The 15148-nt window shown below is 73.9% G+C and carries 16 protein-coding genes; 7 read left to right on the top strand and 9 right to left on the bottom strand.

Annotated elements, in window-relative coordinates:
* Window positions 1-65: 65 nt before the first annotated feature.
* Window positions 66-1277 (top strand): acyl-CoA thioesterase/bile acid-CoA:amino acid N-acyltransferase family protein, encoded by a 1212-nt coding sequence (locus Val02_RS12375; protein WP_203899113.1) that lies wholly within the window; start codon window positions 66-68, stop codon window positions 1275-1277.
* On the opposite strand, the gene Val02_RS12370 is transcribed toward Val02_RS12375, so the two are convergent.
* From Val02_RS12370 to Val02_RS12345, 6 genes are read right to left on the bottom strand one after another with little or no spacing between them, the layout of a single operon-like run.
* The gene (locus Val02_RS12370) at window positions 1274-1789 is read right to left on the bottom strand and encodes a GNAT family N-acetyltransferase (protein WP_239152767.1); all 516 of its coding nucleotides are present in this window, start codon (window positions 1787-1789) and stop codon (window positions 1274-1276) included. The two genes, Val02_RS12375 and Val02_RS12370, sit on opposite strands and share 4 nt — an antisense overlap.
* 9 nt (window positions 1790-1798) lie before the next feature.
* Window positions 1799-2353 carry a MarR family winged helix-turn-helix transcriptional regulator gene (locus Val02_RS12365; RefSeq protein WP_203899112.1) on the bottom strand — a complete coding sequence of 185 codons (555 nt, stop codon included), beginning with the start codon at window positions 2351-2353 and terminating at the stop codon, window positions 1799-1801.
* Between the two features lie 8 nt (window positions 2354-2361).
* Window positions 2362-2760 carry a DUF3224 domain-containing protein gene (locus Val02_RS12360; RefSeq protein ID WP_203899111.1) on the bottom strand — a complete coding sequence of 133 codons (399 nt, stop codon included), beginning with the start codon at window positions 2758-2760 and terminating at the stop codon, window positions 2362-2364.
* Between the two features lie 24 nt (window positions 2761-2784).
* The gene (locus Val02_RS12355) at window positions 2785-4929 is read right to left on the bottom strand and encodes an MMPL family transporter (RefSeq protein ID WP_203899110.1); all 2145 of its coding nucleotides are present in this window, start codon (window positions 4927-4929) and stop codon (window positions 2785-2787) included.
* A gap of 2 nt (window positions 4930-4931) precedes the next feature.
* A complete protein-coding gene (locus Val02_RS12350; protein WP_239152765.1) occupies window positions 4932-5540 on the bottom strand; it encodes a TetR/AcrR family transcriptional regulator in 609 nt (202 codons plus the stop codon).
* Between the two features lie 57 nt (window positions 5541-5597).
* Window positions 5598-6173, bottom strand: a complete 576-nt coding sequence (locus Val02_RS12345) for an adenylate kinase (RefSeq protein ID WP_203899109.1) — start codon at window positions 6171-6173, stop codon at window positions 5598-5600.
* A 127-nt stretch (window positions 6174-6300) separates the two neighbouring features.
* Here Val02_RS12345 and Val02_RS12340 point away from each other — a divergent pair, with 127 nt between their 5' ends.
* From Val02_RS12340 to Val02_RS12325, 4 genes are read left to right on the top strand one after another with little or no spacing between them, the layout of a single operon-like run.
* Window positions 6301-6672 carry a GntR family transcriptional regulator gene (locus Val02_RS12340; protein WP_203899108.1) on the top strand — a complete coding sequence of 124 codons (372 nt, stop codon included), beginning with the start codon at window positions 6301-6303 and terminating at the stop codon, window positions 6670-6672.
* Window positions 6662-7519, top strand: a complete 858-nt coding sequence (locus Val02_RS12335; RefSeq protein WP_203899107.1) for an ABC transporter ATP-binding protein — start codon at window positions 6662-6664, stop codon at window positions 7517-7519. The genes Val02_RS12340 and Val02_RS12335 overlap by 11 nt, the downstream gene beginning before the upstream one ends.
* Window positions 7516-8310 (top strand): ABC-2 membrane transporter-related protein, encoded by a 795-nt coding sequence (locus Val02_RS12330; protein ID WP_203899106.1) that lies wholly within the window; start codon window positions 7516-7518, stop codon window positions 8308-8310. The genes Val02_RS12335 and Val02_RS12330 overlap by 4 nt, the downstream gene beginning before the upstream one ends.
* 45 nt (window positions 8311-8355) lie before the next feature.
* On the top strand, window positions 8356-10362 hold the full coding sequence (locus Val02_RS12325) for a hypothetical protein (RefSeq protein ID WP_203899105.1): 2007 nt from the start codon (window positions 8356-8358) through the stop codon (window positions 10360-10362).
* Between the two features lie 16 nt (window positions 10363-10378).
* Here the strand turns inward: Val02_RS12325 and Val02_RS12320 are convergent, their stop codons facing one another.
* Window positions 10379-12007: a methyl-accepting chemotaxis protein gene (locus Val02_RS12320; protein WP_203899104.1), complete on the bottom strand. Its 1629-nt coding sequence runs from the start codon at window positions 12005-12007 to the stop codon at window positions 10379-10381.
* Between the two features lie 67 nt (window positions 12008-12074).
* Complete coding sequence (locus Val02_RS12315) at window positions 12075-13205, bottom strand: coiled-coil domain-containing protein (protein ID WP_203899103.1); 1131 nt, start codon at window positions 13203-13205, stop codon at window positions 12075-12077.
* Between the two features lie 229 nt (window positions 13206-13434).
* On the opposite strand from Val02_RS12315, the gene Val02_RS12310 reads away from it, so the two are divergent.
* A complete protein-coding gene (locus Val02_RS12310; protein ID WP_203899102.1) occupies window positions 13435-13602 on the top strand; it encodes a hypothetical protein in 168 nt (55 codons plus the stop codon).
* 34 nt (window positions 13603-13636) lie between these two features.
* Window positions 13637-13936 (top strand): hypothetical protein, encoded by a 300-nt coding sequence (locus Val02_RS12305; RefSeq protein WP_203899101.1) that lies wholly within the window; start codon window positions 13637-13639, stop codon window positions 13934-13936.
* Between the two features lie 15 nt (window positions 13937-13951).
* Here the strand turns inward: Val02_RS12305 and Val02_RS12300 are convergent, their stop codons facing one another.
* Window positions 13952-15106: an ABC transporter permease gene (locus Val02_RS12300; RefSeq protein WP_203899188.1), complete on the bottom strand. Its 1155-nt coding sequence runs from the start codon at window positions 15104-15106 to the stop codon at window positions 13952-13954.
* Window positions 15107-15148 lie beyond the last annotated feature (42 nt).

The following is a 15148-nucleotide window of genomic DNA, read 5'->3' as shown; positions in this document are numbered from 1 at the left end:
GATAGCACAGCTATCTAGGTAGTGCCGAAACCTAGCTTGTCGGTGGGGTGCCGTAGCGTGCTCGCATGCCGCGTATCACGGTTTCCCCGCCTCGGCCCGCGTTCGACGAGGCGTTGACGATCGTCGTCGACGGGCTGCCGGCCGGCGCCGCCGTCACCATGCGCGCGTCGCAGACCGACCCGACCGGGACGCCGTGGGGCGCGGTGGAGACGTTCACCGCCGGGGCGGACGGGACCGTCGTGCCGGAGCGTCCGATGCGGCTGATCACGTCGATGACCCCCGACGCCGACGCCCCGATCGCGACGCCCGACGTGCTCACCCTGGTCGCCGAGGTCGACGCCGCCCCGGTCGCCGTCGTTCATGTCGAACGGCTACGCGTCCCCGACGGGCTTCATCGCAGCGACCTCGGTGACGGCTCGGTCGGCGTCTGCTACGAGCCGGCCGGTGACGCCACCGGGCTGCCCGGTGTGCTGCTGCTCGGCGGCTCCGAGGGCGGGCTGCACGACACCGACGCGGCCCTGCTCGCCCGGCACGGCTTCGTCGTGGTGGCACTGGCCTACTTCGGCGCCGCGGGGCTGCCGCCGGCGCTGGTCGACGTGCCGCTGGAGTACCTCGCCCGGGCCGTCGACCGGCTCGCCGCGCACCCGCGGGTGGACCCGTCCCGGGTGGTGGTGGCCGGCGGTTCCAAGGGCGGCGAGGCGGCGCTGCTGGTGGGCGCGCACTTCCCGGCGGTGCGCGGCGTCGTGAGCGTCGTCGGCAGCGGGGTCGTGACGCAGGGGGCCGACTTCACGCTCGGGTCGTTCCTCGACATCGTGAGCACGCCGGTCGCCGGCTGGACGCTGGGCGGCGAGCCGGTGCCGTACCTGCCGCACGTCGTGGCCGACGAGGTGCGCGACGCCGTCGCGGAGGGGGCGCCGGCGACGCTGCGCGCGGTGTTCCGGCCCGCGCTGGAGCTGCCGACGCGCGAGGCGGCCACCATCCCGGTCGAACGGATCAACGGGCCGGTGCTGCTGCTGTCCACAGAGGACGATCAGGGCTACGGGCCGGAGTTCCACGAGATCGCCGCCGCGCGGCTGGCCGCGCACGGGCGCCCGCACGAGAACGTGGTGTACCCCGGTGCGGGGCATCTCATCGCGGCGCCGCCGTACTCGCCGACCACCGTCTCGGTGCTGCCGGGGCCGGGGGTGCTGTTCGACAACGGGGGCACGCCGGAGGCGACGGCGTTCGCGCGGGAGGACGCCTGGCGGCGGCTGCGGGAGTTCGTCGCCGGGATCTAGCGCAGGCCGACGCAGTCGTGGCGCCAGAAGACGTCGTTGTACACGAGGGCGCCGCGCATCCACGGCTCGTCGGCCGCAAGCGTCACCACCTGGAACGCCGGGTCCGGGATGCGCGTCGACGGCGGCGTGAAGCCGAGGTCGCGGCCGGGCCCGAAGCCGAAGCGCGGGTAGTAGCCGGGGTGTCCCTCCAGGAACACCTGCGGCGCGCCGGCCTTCTCGGCGGCGGCGAGGGCGGCCCGCACGAGTGCCGCGCCGATCCCCCGCCTCTGCCGCCCGGGCAGCACGCTCAACGGGCTCAGCACCAGCGTGTCGACGAGTCGGCGCGGCGCGTCCACCCAGGACGGGGAGAGCCGCACGTGCCCGACGATGCGGTCGTCCTCGACGGCCACCAGGGACGGGCCGGGCGGCAGCGCCTCGGCGAGATCGGCCACGCGGGTCTCCCCGAACGCCGCGAGCACGACGGCCCGCACCCGCTCCCGGTCACCGGGCTCTTCGCTGCGGATATCCAGCACGCCGCATCTTTACCGGCGCGGGAAGCGCGGCGCATCCGGATATTTCGCGGCGGCGGCGTTGGCCGTGGGGCAGTGGCCCTCCGTGCGGCCGCACGCCTGGACGTCGCAGAGCCGGCAGATCCAGGCGCCGCCGTCCTTCGCCTCGACGACCCCGGCCATCAGCCTGCTCAGCAGGGTGTGCAGCGTCTGGCGTTCCCCCGCGGAGAAGGAGGCCAGGGCGGCACCGAGGGCGGCGGTCCGCGCGGCGGTGACCCGGACGGCGGCCGCGCGGCCCTTGTCGGTCAGCACGACGGCCCGCGAACGACTGTCCGGCCCGGCCTCGCGCACCACGAGCCCGGCGGCGTCGAGCCGGTCGACGAGCCGCACGGCGCCGGAGTGGGTGAGGCCGAGCACCTGGCGCAGCCGGTCGACGGTCGGCCGGTCGAGGAACTGGTGCAGGGCCGACAGGGCGGCGGCGGCCGACGGCGCGTGTCCGGTGTCGTCGGTGATGGCCGCCGCCGTGAGGTCGGTGACGGACAGGGCGAGCGCCCCGAGCACGTTGCCGACCCGATCCACGTCGGTCATGCCACCGTTCATGCGATTTCGAGGGTGAGCGGCATGAACGGGTAGTCGGCGTGCGTGGAGACGCTGGTGGCGGTGCCCGTGACGCCGGCGAGCCCACCCGTCCCGGAGCCCGGCACGACCGTCATCCGGCCGGTGGCCGTGGTCCCGTCGTAGCTGCCGTTGCCGCGCAGGACGAGGCTGCCGGCGCGCCCGCCGAACGTGCCGGACAGCGCCATCAGCGTGACGTAACTGCTGGTGCCGTCGGCCGCGTAGTAGAGCAGCCCCTCGTACGCGGCGGACTCGACGGCACCGGTGGGGTCGCTGAGGGCCACCTGCGCCCGGGCGAACTTCGTGCCGTCGGCCAGCTCCCGGTACGGCTTCTCGTCCCAGTTGTCGATCTTCAGCCTGAGTTCGATCTTCTCGCTCATGCCCTCAACGTATGTATGACTCAGTCACATGTCAACCGTCGCCATGGCCGGTTCGGCCTGCGGCGCGCGCTGCGCGGGCGGCGTCGTCGCCAGGTGGCGCAGCAGCTTCTCCCCCTCGACGTCCACGTCGGGCAGGATCCGGTCGAGCCAGGCCGGCAGCCACCACGCGGCGTTCCCGAGCAGCGTCATCACGGCCGGCACCAGGATCATCCGCACCACCACCGCGTCGAACAGCACCGCCACCCCGAGCCCGAACCCGATCGTCTTGATGATCGACTCCGGCGACAGCACGAACCCGGCGAAGACGCTGATCATGATGAGCGCGGCGGCGGTGACGACCCGCGCCCCGTGCCCGAACCCGGCGACGACCGCCTCGCGCGGCCCGGCCCCGTGCACGTACTCCTCCCGCATCCGGGTCACCAGGAACACCTGGTAGTCCATCGCGAGCCCGAACACGATCCCGATCAGGAAGATCGGCAGGAAGCTGATCACCGGCCCGGTCTGCGCCACGCCCACCAGGTCGGCGAGCCAGCCCCACTGGAAGACGGCCACCACGGCCCCGAACGTCGCCGCGACGCTGAGCAGGAAGCCGAGGGTCGCCGTCAGCGGCACCAGCAGCGACCGGAACACCAGCGTCAGCAGCACGAACGCCAGCCCGACGACGAGCGCCAGATACGGCAGGAGCGCGTCGGAGAGCCGTTCGGACATGTCGAGGTTGACGGCCGTGGCGCCGGTGACGCCCACGGTCCCGCCGTCGAGTGCGCGGATGGCGCGCACCAGTTTCTCGGTGGCGTCGTCGTTCGGGCCGCCGGCCGGAATGACGCTCAGCACCGCCGTGTCGCCGGCCTGGTTCGCCACCGGCGGGGTGACGGCGGCGACGTGCGGCAGGCCCCGGATCGCGTCGGCGACCTGGGTGGCGACGTCGGTGTCGACGACCACGGTCAGCGGCGCGTTGAACCCGGGCCCGAAGCCGCCGGCCAGCAGGTCGTACGCCCGGCGCTGGGTGGTGTCCGGGGCGGCGGTGCCGTCGCTGGGCATGCCGAGGCGCAGGTCGAGCGCGGGGACGGCGACGACTCCGAGCCCGATGAGCGCCGCCACGAGAACGGCCACCGGCCGGCGCACGATGAAACGCACCCAGCGGTGGCCCCGGGTCCGCCGCTCCTTGACCTCGACCGGCGTGATGCGCCGGCCCGCGAAGCCGAGCAGCGCCGGCAGCAGCGTCAACGCGATGACGACGGCGACGGCCACCGTCCCGGCGGCGGCGAGGCCCATCTGCGTCAGGAACGGGATCCCGACGACGGCCAGCCCGGCGAGGGCGATGACGACGGTGAGCCCGGCGAAGACGACGGCCGAACCGGCGGTGCCGACGGCCCGCCCGGCGGCCTCCCGGGGTGCGAGGCCGTTCGCCAGTTCGTGGCGGTAGCGGGAGACGATGAACAGCGCGTAGTCGATGGCGACGGCCAGCCCGAGCATGGTCGCCAGGGTCGGCGTCGTCGAGGAGAGGTCGAAGAAGCGGGTCGCGGCGGTGATCGCGCCCACGCCGATGCCGATGCCGAGCAGGGCGGTGGCCAGTGGCAGCCCGGCCGCCAGCAGCGACCCGAACGTCACCACGAGCACGATCGCCGCGACGACGATCCCGATCGCCTCACCGGCGCCGGTGTGCGGCTGCTGCCGGACGGCGTCGCCGCCGACCTCCACGGTCAGGCCGCCGCTGCGCGCCTTGGCGACGGCCGCGTCCAACGCGTCCCGCGCGGCGTCGGTGAGGGCGTTCGCCTGAACGGTGTAGGTGACCTGCGCGTACCCGACGGTGCCGGCCTGGTTGGTGGCGCGGGCCGGGTCGGTCACGGCGGCCACCTGCGGGGCGGCCTTCAGGTCGGCGACGGCCTGCGCGACGGCGGCGGCGCGGGCCGGGTCGGTGAGCCGCCCGTCCGGGGCCGCGAACACCACCCGGGCGGTGGCGCCGCCGGCGGACACCTGCGGGAAGCGCTCCTTGAGCAGGTCGATGGCCTCCTGCGCCGGCGTGCCCGGGATGCTGAACGCCCCCGACGTCGGCTTCGACAGGAACGCCGCACCGGCGCCGACGGCCACCAGGACGGCGAGCCAGGCGATCGTCACCGGCCAGCGCCGGTGGAACGCGAACCGGCCCAGCCGGTACAGCAACGTGGCCATCTCTAACGCTCCGAGGGGGATGAGGGGAAGCCGGCGCGCAGCTGCGCCAGCCCGTCCCGGACCAGGTCTTGCAGGCAGGTGGAGGTGCGCCCCTGCGCCCAGAACTCGACGGCCGTCCCGACGACGGCGCCGATGGCACCGGCGAGCAGGCGCGGGGCGAGGTCGCGTTCCGGGTCGGTGCCGGTGCGCTCGGCGACGACGGCCGTCATGCCGGCGTCCAGCGCGGCGCGCACGAGCAGCAGTTGGGCGCGCATGGCGGGGCTGTCGCGCACGACGTTCATGAGGGTGGCGAGCTGGCTGCGGTCCCCGACGAGGTCGGCGACGGCGGCCGGCAGCACGGCGGCGCACGCGTCCCAGACCGGTTCGGCGGCCGGCCGGGCGCGCAGGAGTTCCACGACGTGCAGGTGCCGGCGGGCCAGCTCGTCGAGGATGGCCTCTTCGCGCCCGTGGAAGTAGTTGCGGAACGTGCGCGGCGACAGCTCGGCCGCGTCGGCGATCGCCTCGGGCGTGGCGGCGTCGAGGCCGCGCTCGAGCATGAGGGTCCATGCGGCGCGGCTGAGCGCGGCGCGCACGGCCGCCTTCTTGCGTTCCCGCAGACCGGTCGTCGTCACGGTCTTGTGGTCGGCGAATCGTGCCGCCGCGGCAAACTTTCCGCGGTTGCAGCGGGGTTAGATCGCGCGCACCCGGTCGATCTCCTTGATCACCGTGTCGGTGACCTCCTGAACGGGCCGGTCGCCGGGAACGCACAGCAGCGTCTCGCGGCGCGCGTAGTACTCCAGCAGCGGCGCGGTCAGCTCGTCGAACACGTCGAGGCGGTGCAGCATCACCTCGTCGGTGTCGTCGGCGCGCCCCTGGGCGCCGGCCCGGGCGTGCATGCGGCGCAGCAGTTCCTCGCGCGGCACCTCCAGGTACAGGGCGATCTGCACGGCGACGTCGAGCGAACGCGCCACCAGGTACGCGGCCTGCGCCTGGGCGACGGTGCGGGGGAAGCCGTCGAGGATGTAGCCGTTGCCGCGGCCGGCCTCCTCGACGGGGCCGCGCAGCATGTCCATGACGACGTTGTCGGGCACCAGGTCGCCGGCCTCGACGTAGCGGCCGGCGGTGCGGCCGATGTCGCTGCCGGCGGCGATCTCCTTGCGGAGCAGGTCGCCGCTGGAAATGTGGGTGAGGTGGTAGTGCGCGGCGATGCGCTTGGCCTGGGTGCCCTTCCCGCTGCCGGGGGCGCCGATCAGCAGCAGTCGCATGGGAGGACCCTCCTCAGGCTCGGTGAGCGGTGCACCCGGTGATTCTGCCGCGCCGGGTCCGGGACGGCATCGTTGGCACCCCTGCTGTACCTTCAGTTCACTAGTTGACTAGTGGATTGGTGGTCATGTGATCTTCCGGATCGACCGCCGTACCGGCACCGCCGTGTACGTGCAGCTCGTGCAGCAGGTCAGGCAGGCGGTGCGGACCGGACGGCTGGCCCCCGGCGACCGGCTGCCGACCGCCCGCGAGGTGGCCGAGCACACCGGCATCAACCCCAACACGGTGTTCCGCGCCTACCGGGAGCTGGAGACCGCCGGGCTGGTCGAGCCGCGGCAGGGTTCGGGGACGTTCGTGCGGGAGCGGCTGCCACCCGTCGCGGACGTGGCCGACCTGCGCCGCGAGCTGTCCGCGTGGGTCGACCGCGCCCTCGCCGCCGGGCTCGACGCGGGCGACCTTCAGGCGTTCCTGGCCGAGGAGGTGCGTCACCGTGTCGGATGACGTTCCCCGTCCCGCCGTGCTCACCCATTCCTTCTCGGTCGAACGGCACGGGCGGCGGGTCCTGCACGACGTGTCGTTCGCGCTGCCGTTCGGGGCGGTGACGGCGCTGCTCGGGCGCAACGGCGCGGGCAAGACGACGCTGCTGCGGGCGATGGCCGGCCTGCTGCCGCACCGCGGCACGCTGGAGATTCTCGGCCGGCCGTCCGGCGACGAGGTGCGCCCGCGGGTCGGTTACGTCGGGCAGCACGCGCCGCTGTACCGCACGCTGAGCGTCGCGGAGACGCTGCGCGCCGGCGCCCGGCTCAACCCGCGCTGGAGTGCGGCCCACGCGAAGCGCCTGGTCGACGCGGCGGGCCTGCGCCGGTCGGCCCGGGTCGGCCGCCTCGCCCCGGGGCAGCGGATGCGCCTCGCGGTCATCATGGCCCTGGCGAAACGGCCCGACGTGCTGCTCCTGGACGAGCCGTTCGCGCCGCTGGATCCGGTGGCCCGCACCGAGCTGGCCGGGACGCTGATGGCGGAGGTCGCCGCCGAGGGCACCACGGTCCTGCTGGCCACCCACGTGGTGGCCGAGGTCGACGGCATGTGCGACCACGTGGTCCTGCTCGGCGGCGGCCGGGTCCTGCTGGCCGGCGGGATCGACGAGGCCGTCGACGGTCACCGCCTGGCCGTCGGCGACGACACCGACCGGGCCGCGCTGGCCGGTGCCGACGTGGTGGAGGTGCGCCCCGGCAGCGGCGGCTTCACCGCGCTCGTGCGCACCGGCCCGCCACCGCCGGCCGCGCTGACCTGGCAACGGCCGTCGCTGGAGGAACTCGTGCTCGCCTACCTCCGTGAGGATTCCGCGTGAACCGCCTGATCCTGCGCCTGATGCGCCCCTACCTGCTCGTGGCGCTGCTCGTGACGGCCGGCGCCACGGCCTACCTGTTCGCCGCGGCGTCGACGGTGCAGCACCAGCTCGACGCGCGCGGCCTGCCCGAGTGCGTCAACCCGAACGACTGCTGGCCCACCGGCGGGGCGATGGACGCGATCCTCGGCGCCGAACTGCTCGCCGCCACGACGCCGTTCCTGCTGGGGCTGCTGCTCGGCGTGCCGCTGTTCGCCCGCGAACGCGACGAGGACACGGCCGCGTTCGTGCTGACCCAGTCGGTGCCGGCGCGCCGGTGGGCGACGGCGAAACTGGCCTGGGCGGCGGCTGCGGCCGCATCGTGCGCCGCCGTCGTGGGCCTGACGTACCGGCTGGTCATGGGCAGGTACACGATCCTCGCCAACGACCTCTACGAGCTCCTCGAACTGCTGCACCTCAACAACCCGCTGTTCATGCTGGCCCTGTCGGCCTCGACGGCGGTCACGGCGGGCGTCATCGGGCTGGTGGCCGGCGGCACGGCACGCACGTTCCTGCTGTCGCTGGTGTGGTGGCCGGTCGGGCTGGTCGTCGCGTTCGGCGGGGCGGCGCTGCTGGGCGTGCCGCTGGCGCTGCTGCCGATCGAGGCGCCGCGGCGGGAGGCGCCGCCGGACGACTTCACCGGCGACATCGCCCTGATGGACGGCTTCGCCTACGTGTCGACGGTCGCCCTCGTCCTGTACATCGTCGCGATCGTGTTCGCCGGCCGGCACCGCGCCGCCCGAGCCGCCGTATAGCGCGTGGCCGGCGGGACGGCGGGGTTCGCGGACTAGTGTTCTGCCGTGTTCATCGGGCTTGACGACGTCGACTGGCGCGCGCTGCGGCATGCCTACGGTTCGGCGGAGGCGGTGCCGGCGTGGGTTCGCGGCCTGGTCGATCCCGACCCGGCGGTTCGCGAGGAGTCCCTCGACGCCATGTACGGCGCCGTTCACCATCAGGGCGACGTCTACGACTCGACGGTCGCCGCGGTGCCGTACCTGATCGAGGCCCTGACGGCGCCGCATCTGCCCGGCCGGGAAGGCATCGCCGCACTGCTCACCAGCATCACCGACCTCGGCGGGTGGCCGGAGGACACCGCGCGGGACGCCGACGGGGCGGAGATGCGCCGCCACGCCACCCGGGCCCGTGCACTCGTGGCGGCCGCGGCACCGGCACTGCTGCGCCTTGTCGACGACCCGGCAGCTTCGGTACGGGGTGCCGTGCCGAAGCTTCTCGTCACCGTGGCCGCGACGGTTCCTGACCTGCCTCACCTGTTCCTCGGCCTGCTGGACACCGAGGCCGACGCGGAGGTCCGGACGGGCCTGCTCGACGCCCTGGGCGGCCTGCCGCTCGGCGACGACGCGATCGGTGACCTGCTCGGTCGGGCCCGGTCCGCGCAGGCTTCCACGGCGCTGGCCGCACTGATCGCGGTGGCCCGCAACGACCCGAGCCGGATACCGCTCGACGGCGTGCCGGAACTCATCGATCGCGCCTACGCCGAGGACGGCCCCGCCGTCGAGCCGGCAGACTTTCGGACCGACACCCTCATCGGGTCGCTACGCGTGATGCGCGAGGAACGCGACGAGGGACGCCGCGCACCGCATTGCACACGCATGGTCGAGGCCCTCACCGACCCGATGGGCCCGCGCGTGGCCGAACGAATCGCGATCGTCAACCCGCTCCTCGCCGCCACCCACGACGACCTCGCCGGCGACGCGCTGTACGCCGCGAACAAGCTGGTCAATACCTGGCGTGGCGACTACCGGGAGACGGTGCGGCGGGTCGCCGGACTCCTCGACCGGTCACCGCACCTCGCCGGACGGGCCGCGAACATGCTGACCGGCTGGGGACCGGTGGCCGCGCCCGCCGTGGACACCGTCGCCCGCCGGCTGGCAGACATCGACGCCCGCCCGTGGCGTGACGGCCTGCCGGAGTGGATCGTCCGGTACTCGCACGATCCGCCGGGGCTGCACCCGTACATCGAGATCCTGGCGGGCCTCGGCGACGAACGCGCCCTGCCTCTGCTACTGACCGCCCTCGACCTGCCGCAACGCCCGAAGGCGACAGGGTACAAGCTCGCCGGCTACCCCCGGTACGGCGAGCGCGTCACCGCCGCGATCCTGCCCCACTTCCCGGTGCCGGCGGCCGGGAAGCGGCTGCCTACGGAGTGGTACGCCTTCCAGGTCGCGCTGCGGACCTTCGGGACGGCCGCCGCCGCGGCCGTCCCGAGCCTGCTCGCATCGCCCTTACGGGACTGGTCCGCGACCACGCTCGGCCGGATCGGCCCCGCCGCGTCGGCGGCGATGCCTGCCCTGCGCCGGGCCGCGACGGGCAACGACCCGCGACTGGCCGTGGCGGCGGCGGGTGCGCTGCGGCGCATCGACCGGTCGTCGGAGGCACTGGCGCTGTTGACGACACATCTCGACGGCCCGGCCGCCGGCGAGGCGTTCGACGAGATCGCCGCGATGGGCACCGCCGCGGCCGGGGCCGCGGCACTGGTGGCTACCTATGTGGACGCCCCGCCGGGGCGGCACTGGTGGACCCCGACGCGTGCCGCGCTCGCCCTGTGGCGGCTCACCGGCGACACGGAACGGACCGCGCCGGTGCTGGCCGCCGCCTGGCACGGCAACCCGCGTACCCGGCCGAGGATCGCCGAAGCTGCCGCCGGTCCGCTGGCGGCAGCGCTGGAGCCGCTGTTCAGGGCCGAGATCGCGATGAACCGGAGGTTCGACGCGTCCGCCGTCCCGGGGTCGAGCGGTCAGGTCAGCGAGGACGAGCGGCTGCGGGAACTGTGCCGGGCGGCCCTCTGACGGAAGGCCCGTTCGTCTAGAACCGGAACGCCGCCACCAGCTGCTGCAACTGCCCGGAGATGTGGCTCAACTCCTGGGTGGCCCGCTGCGACTCCCCCACCGACTCGGTCGTGGTGCGTGCCGCCTCGGCGACGCTGCCGATGTTGGCGGCGATCTGCCCCGAACCGGCGGCCGCCTCGGCGACGTTGCGGTGCATCTCGCTCGTCGTGGCGGTCTGCTCCTCCACGGCCGTGGCGATCGTCGTCTGGTAGTCGTTGATCTGCGCGATCACCTGCGACACGCCCTCGATGGCGGCGACCGCGCCGGCGGTGTCGGCCTGGATGGCCTCGACCCGCCGGGAGATGTCCTCGGTCGCGCGGGCCGTCTCCTGCGACAGGTCCTTCACCTCGTTCGCGACGACGGCGAACCCGCGCCCGGCATCACCGGCCCGGGCGGCCTCGATGGTGGCGTTGAGCGCGAGCAGGTTCGTCTGATGGGCGATGCTCGTGATCACCTTGACGACGTCGCCGATCATGCGGCTGGACTCGCCGAGCCGGGTGACGGTGTCGGTGGTGGTCCGCACCGCCTCGACGGCGTGCCCGGCGACGGTGGCGGCCTCGTTGGCGTTGTGCGCGATCTGCCGGATCGAGGCGCCCATCTGCTGCGCGCCGGCCGAGACGGTCTCCACGTTGCGCGACACCTCGTCGGCGGCTCCGGCCACGACGTGCGCCTGTTCCGAGGACTCCGTGGCACTGTCGGCGATGCGCGACGACAGGCCACCGATCTGCGTGCTGGCCGCGGCGAGGCTGGCGGCGCTGTCGGAGAAGCGCTGCATGACCTCGCTGATCGCCGCCAGGGCGGTGTTCACCGAGCGGCCCATGCGCCCGACCTCGTCGCCGGTCGTCACGGCGAGGCGCCGGGTCAGGTCCCCCGCCGCGACCGAGGCGAGCACGTCGGCGGCCTCGGCGAGCGGTCGGGTGATGCCCCTGGTCGAACGCCACGCGACCACGACGGCGATCACGATGGCCGCCACGCACAGGCCGCCCATCAGAAGGATGAAGTTGCCGGCGGTGCTGCGCGCGGCGGCGGTCTCGGCGTGGTTCATCGACTCCTCCAGGTCGATGAAGACGTTGATCACGCGCAGCCACTCGATGAACGCCGGCTTCGCCTGGTCCATCAGCACGGTCAACGCGTGCGCGTCGCCGGCCCCGCGCAGCGCGATCACCTGTTCGATCAGCGGCAACGTCCTGGCCTGCACCTTGTTGATGTCGGCGAGGGCGGCGATCTCCTTGTCGTCGACCTTGGCCCGGTCGGCGAAGATGGCGTTCATCCGCCGGTCGGAGTCGACGTACTTGTCGGCGAGCTTCTTGATCGTGGCGACTTCGGCCCGCATCGACGCCTCGTCCTGCGCCAGAACGACGTCCCGCAGCGCGATGGCCCGGTCGTGCACACTCCCCCGGAAGTTGATCGCGTAGCGCTGCTTCACCGCGTTCTGATCGTTGATCGTCGTCATCCGGGCGTCGATGCTGTCGACCTGAACGACACCGAGGCTCACGAGCGCGACCATGCTCAACACGACCGCGCCGAAGCCGAGACCCAGCCGGCGGCCGATGGTGAGGTTCTTCAAGGAGGCCTCCGGGGCGGCCGTAGCGGGGGAAGTGTCCACCTTTCGACCGTGGTCGCGTTCCCGTTAGCCTTTCGGTGCGGTCACACGTGTATGCGCGCTCACATCCTCAGGCGGCGCCCGGCGGAGTCGGTGGGCGCCGGCGTTCCAGGACGGCGATCATCCGGTCGAGGCGACCCTCGGCCGTTTCGGCGCGCCGTTCGGCGGCCTCGACGCTGACCCGCGCCGCGTCGAGGGCGGCACGGTCGGTGGCGCCCTGACGTTCCAGCCAGGCGGCGTCGCGCACCGCGCCGGCGAGCCGGTCCCGGGCCTCCTTCGCCGCGGCCCGCTCGGTGTTCAGTTCGGCGGCCATCTTCTGCAGGTTCTTCTCCGCCTCGGCGAGCTTGCGCGCCAGTTCCTCGGCGCGCTGGCGGTCGCCGTCGGCCTGTGCCCGCAGGCGGACCAGCGCGGATTCGGCGGTGGTGGCGCGTTCGGCCGCGGCGCGGGTCGCCTCGGCTGCCTCGCGGACCTCCCGCCGGGCGGCCTTCGCCTCGGCCTCGGCGGCCTTCACGGCCTGCTCCGCGTCGCGGCGCGCGGCGACGGCCGCCTCCTGGGCGTCGCGTCGGGCGGCCGCGGCGGCGTCCTCGGCGACGGCGCGGGCCCGTTCGGCCGCCTTGACCGTCTGCTCCGCCTCCCGGCGGGCGGCCTCGGCGACCGTTTCGGCCCGACCGCGGGCGTGGTCGGCGTCGGCCACGCGCCGCCAGGCCTGCGCGACCTGCGTCTCCGCCTCCTCGCGGGCGGCCCGTGCGACGGCCTCCGCGTCGCGGGCCGTCTGCAGGGCGGTGTCGCGGGCGGCTTCGGCGGTGGCCTGCGCGCGTTTCGCCCGGGCGGTCTCGGCCTCGGCCGCCTGGGCCCGTTCGGTGGCGGCGGTGGTGGCGCGTTCGGCCTCGGCGGTGCGGGCCAGCGCCCCGTCGCGCACCTCGCCGACCGCGGTCAGCATCTCGGCCAGGCGGGTCGCCAACTCCTGCGCCGCCGGCACGAACCGGTCTCCGGCCGCGCGGAAGCCGTCCAGCGGGGCGTCCAGGCCGGCGGCGCGTTCCCCGGCCCGTTCGGCGGCGGCGAGCTGCTTGCAGGTCTTGTTGTCCGGCGGCCACCGGCGGTCGGCGCAGTACTCGGCGGGGCGTCCCTGGCCGGTGTAGGGCAGCGGGCGGCCGCAGCGGGTGTATCCGCACCGGCGCGTGGTGGCGTCCTCGGTCAGCACCCGTACAACTTATCGGTTTTGCGAAACGAATCAAGTATCGAGACTTACAAAACTCAGAAATCTGCCATACATGATAATCACCGTTATCGTGATCGGAGAGGCACGCGGTCCGCCGTGCCCGTCCTGCCCTCGATGTCAAGCCCGACTCGGCGGACAGCCCGATCAACCTCGGCAGCCGGGGTCTCCCCCGATCGCCATCGCCTCCGACGGCAACCTGGACGCGACCGCGGTGCGGGTCGACACCGTCCGGGTGGGTCCGGCGTCCGCCACGGTGACCAGGTCGAACGTCCAGGACGTCAACGGCGACTGGATCCGGGTCGTCGGAGCGGAGGTGCCGAAGAAGTCGGCCGCCCGTCCGACCGGAACGCTCAACGAGAAGAGCGATTACATGAAGTAGTTGCATGATTGCTATGCGTCACTACGGTGTGCGCGTGAACCACGGGTACCGACTCGCCGTCGACTTCGGCACCTCCACCACCGTCGCGATGCTCGCCGACCCGCAGGGGCGGGTCCGGCCGCTGCTGTTCGACGCCTCCCCGCTGCTCTCCTCGGCGACGGGACGGTCCGGCCGGTGTAGCTCATGGCGCTCATCCGCCCGCGTCAGCGGCGAACGGCCGCGGTCGACCCACGCACCGGGAAGCAGCGACGGCCTCGCAAACGCGGCGGCGGTGCGGGCGATCCGCACCGCCGCCGGCAAGCGCTGCGCCCGCACACCGGTCACCCCGTGGTGATCGGTGCTCCGCGGGTCACGCCGACAGCGCCTCCGTCGGTGGCAGCCGGGCCGCCCGCACCGCCGGATACAGCCCGGCCGTCCCGCCGATCACCACCGTCGCGCCGACCGCCCCGACCTGCGCCCACCACGGCACGGCCAGCGGCCACCCCTGCCCGGCCGCGTAGACACCGGTGACGGCCACGCCGAGCAGCACCCCACCGGCGCCGCCGAGCGCCGACAGCAGCAGCGACTCGGTGAAGAACTGCCCCCGCACCTGGCCCTTCGTGGCGCCGAGCGCGCGCCGCAGGCCGATCTCGGCACGCCGTTCCAACACCGAGATGATCATCGTGTTGGCGACGCCGACACCGCCGACGAGCAGCGCCACCCCGCCGAGGCCCAGCAGCAGCGCGGTCAGCGTGCGGTCGGCCGCCTTGCGCGCCGCCAGCGCGTCGGACGGGCGGGCGACGGTCACCTCGTTCGGTCCGGCCGGGTTGACCGTCCGCGCGAGGAGTGCGCGCACCTGGGACAGCCGTTCCGGGTCGGTGCGCACGTACACCGTCGTGCCGTGGCCGTCGAAGCCCAGCGTCTCCTCCGCGACCGGCCAGCCGACGAGTGCGGCGGTGTCCAGTTCGGGGGCGAGCGGCTGCGGGGCGAGGATGCCCGCGACGGTGAACCACTGCCCGCCGAGGAACACCCGCGTGTCCGGCCCGGCGGTGTGCACGCCGAGGAGCCGGGCCGTCCGCGCGCCGAGAACGACCGCCTGACCGCGTGCCGTCGCGTCGGTCAGCCACACACCGGTGGCGACGCTGCCACCGAGCGTGCCCAGCAGATCGGTGCGGGCCGCCAGGACGGACAGGGCGTTCGTCTCGCCGGCGGGGATCCGATCGGTGCGGTACACGTTCGCCTCGACCCGGCCGATCGCCGAGGCCGCCTCGACGCCGCTGATCCGGCCGGCCATGTCGGGCGCATCGCGCGGCAACGCAACCCGTTCGCCGCCGAAGTTCTTGCCCTCACCGGCGGTGAGGATATTCGTGCCGATGGCGGCGAGTTCCCGGTCGAGGGCGGCACGGCCGGAGGCGGAGATGCCGACGACGGCCACCATCGCCGCGATGCCGATGGCGATGCCGAGCGCCGACAGGAAGACCCGCAGCGGCCGGGTACGCAGCCCGACGGCGCCGACGCGGAACATGTCCGCCGGCCTCACCGGGCCGCCTCCGCCGCGCTCCGGCCG

It is taken from the genome of Virgisporangium aliadipatigenens (assembly GCF_016863615.1).
Lineage (GTDB): Bacteria > Actinomycetota > Actinomycetes > Mycobacteriales > Micromonosporaceae > Virgisporangium > Virgisporangium aliadipatigenens.
This window is presented reverse-complemented; position numbering and strand designations above follow the sequence as displayed.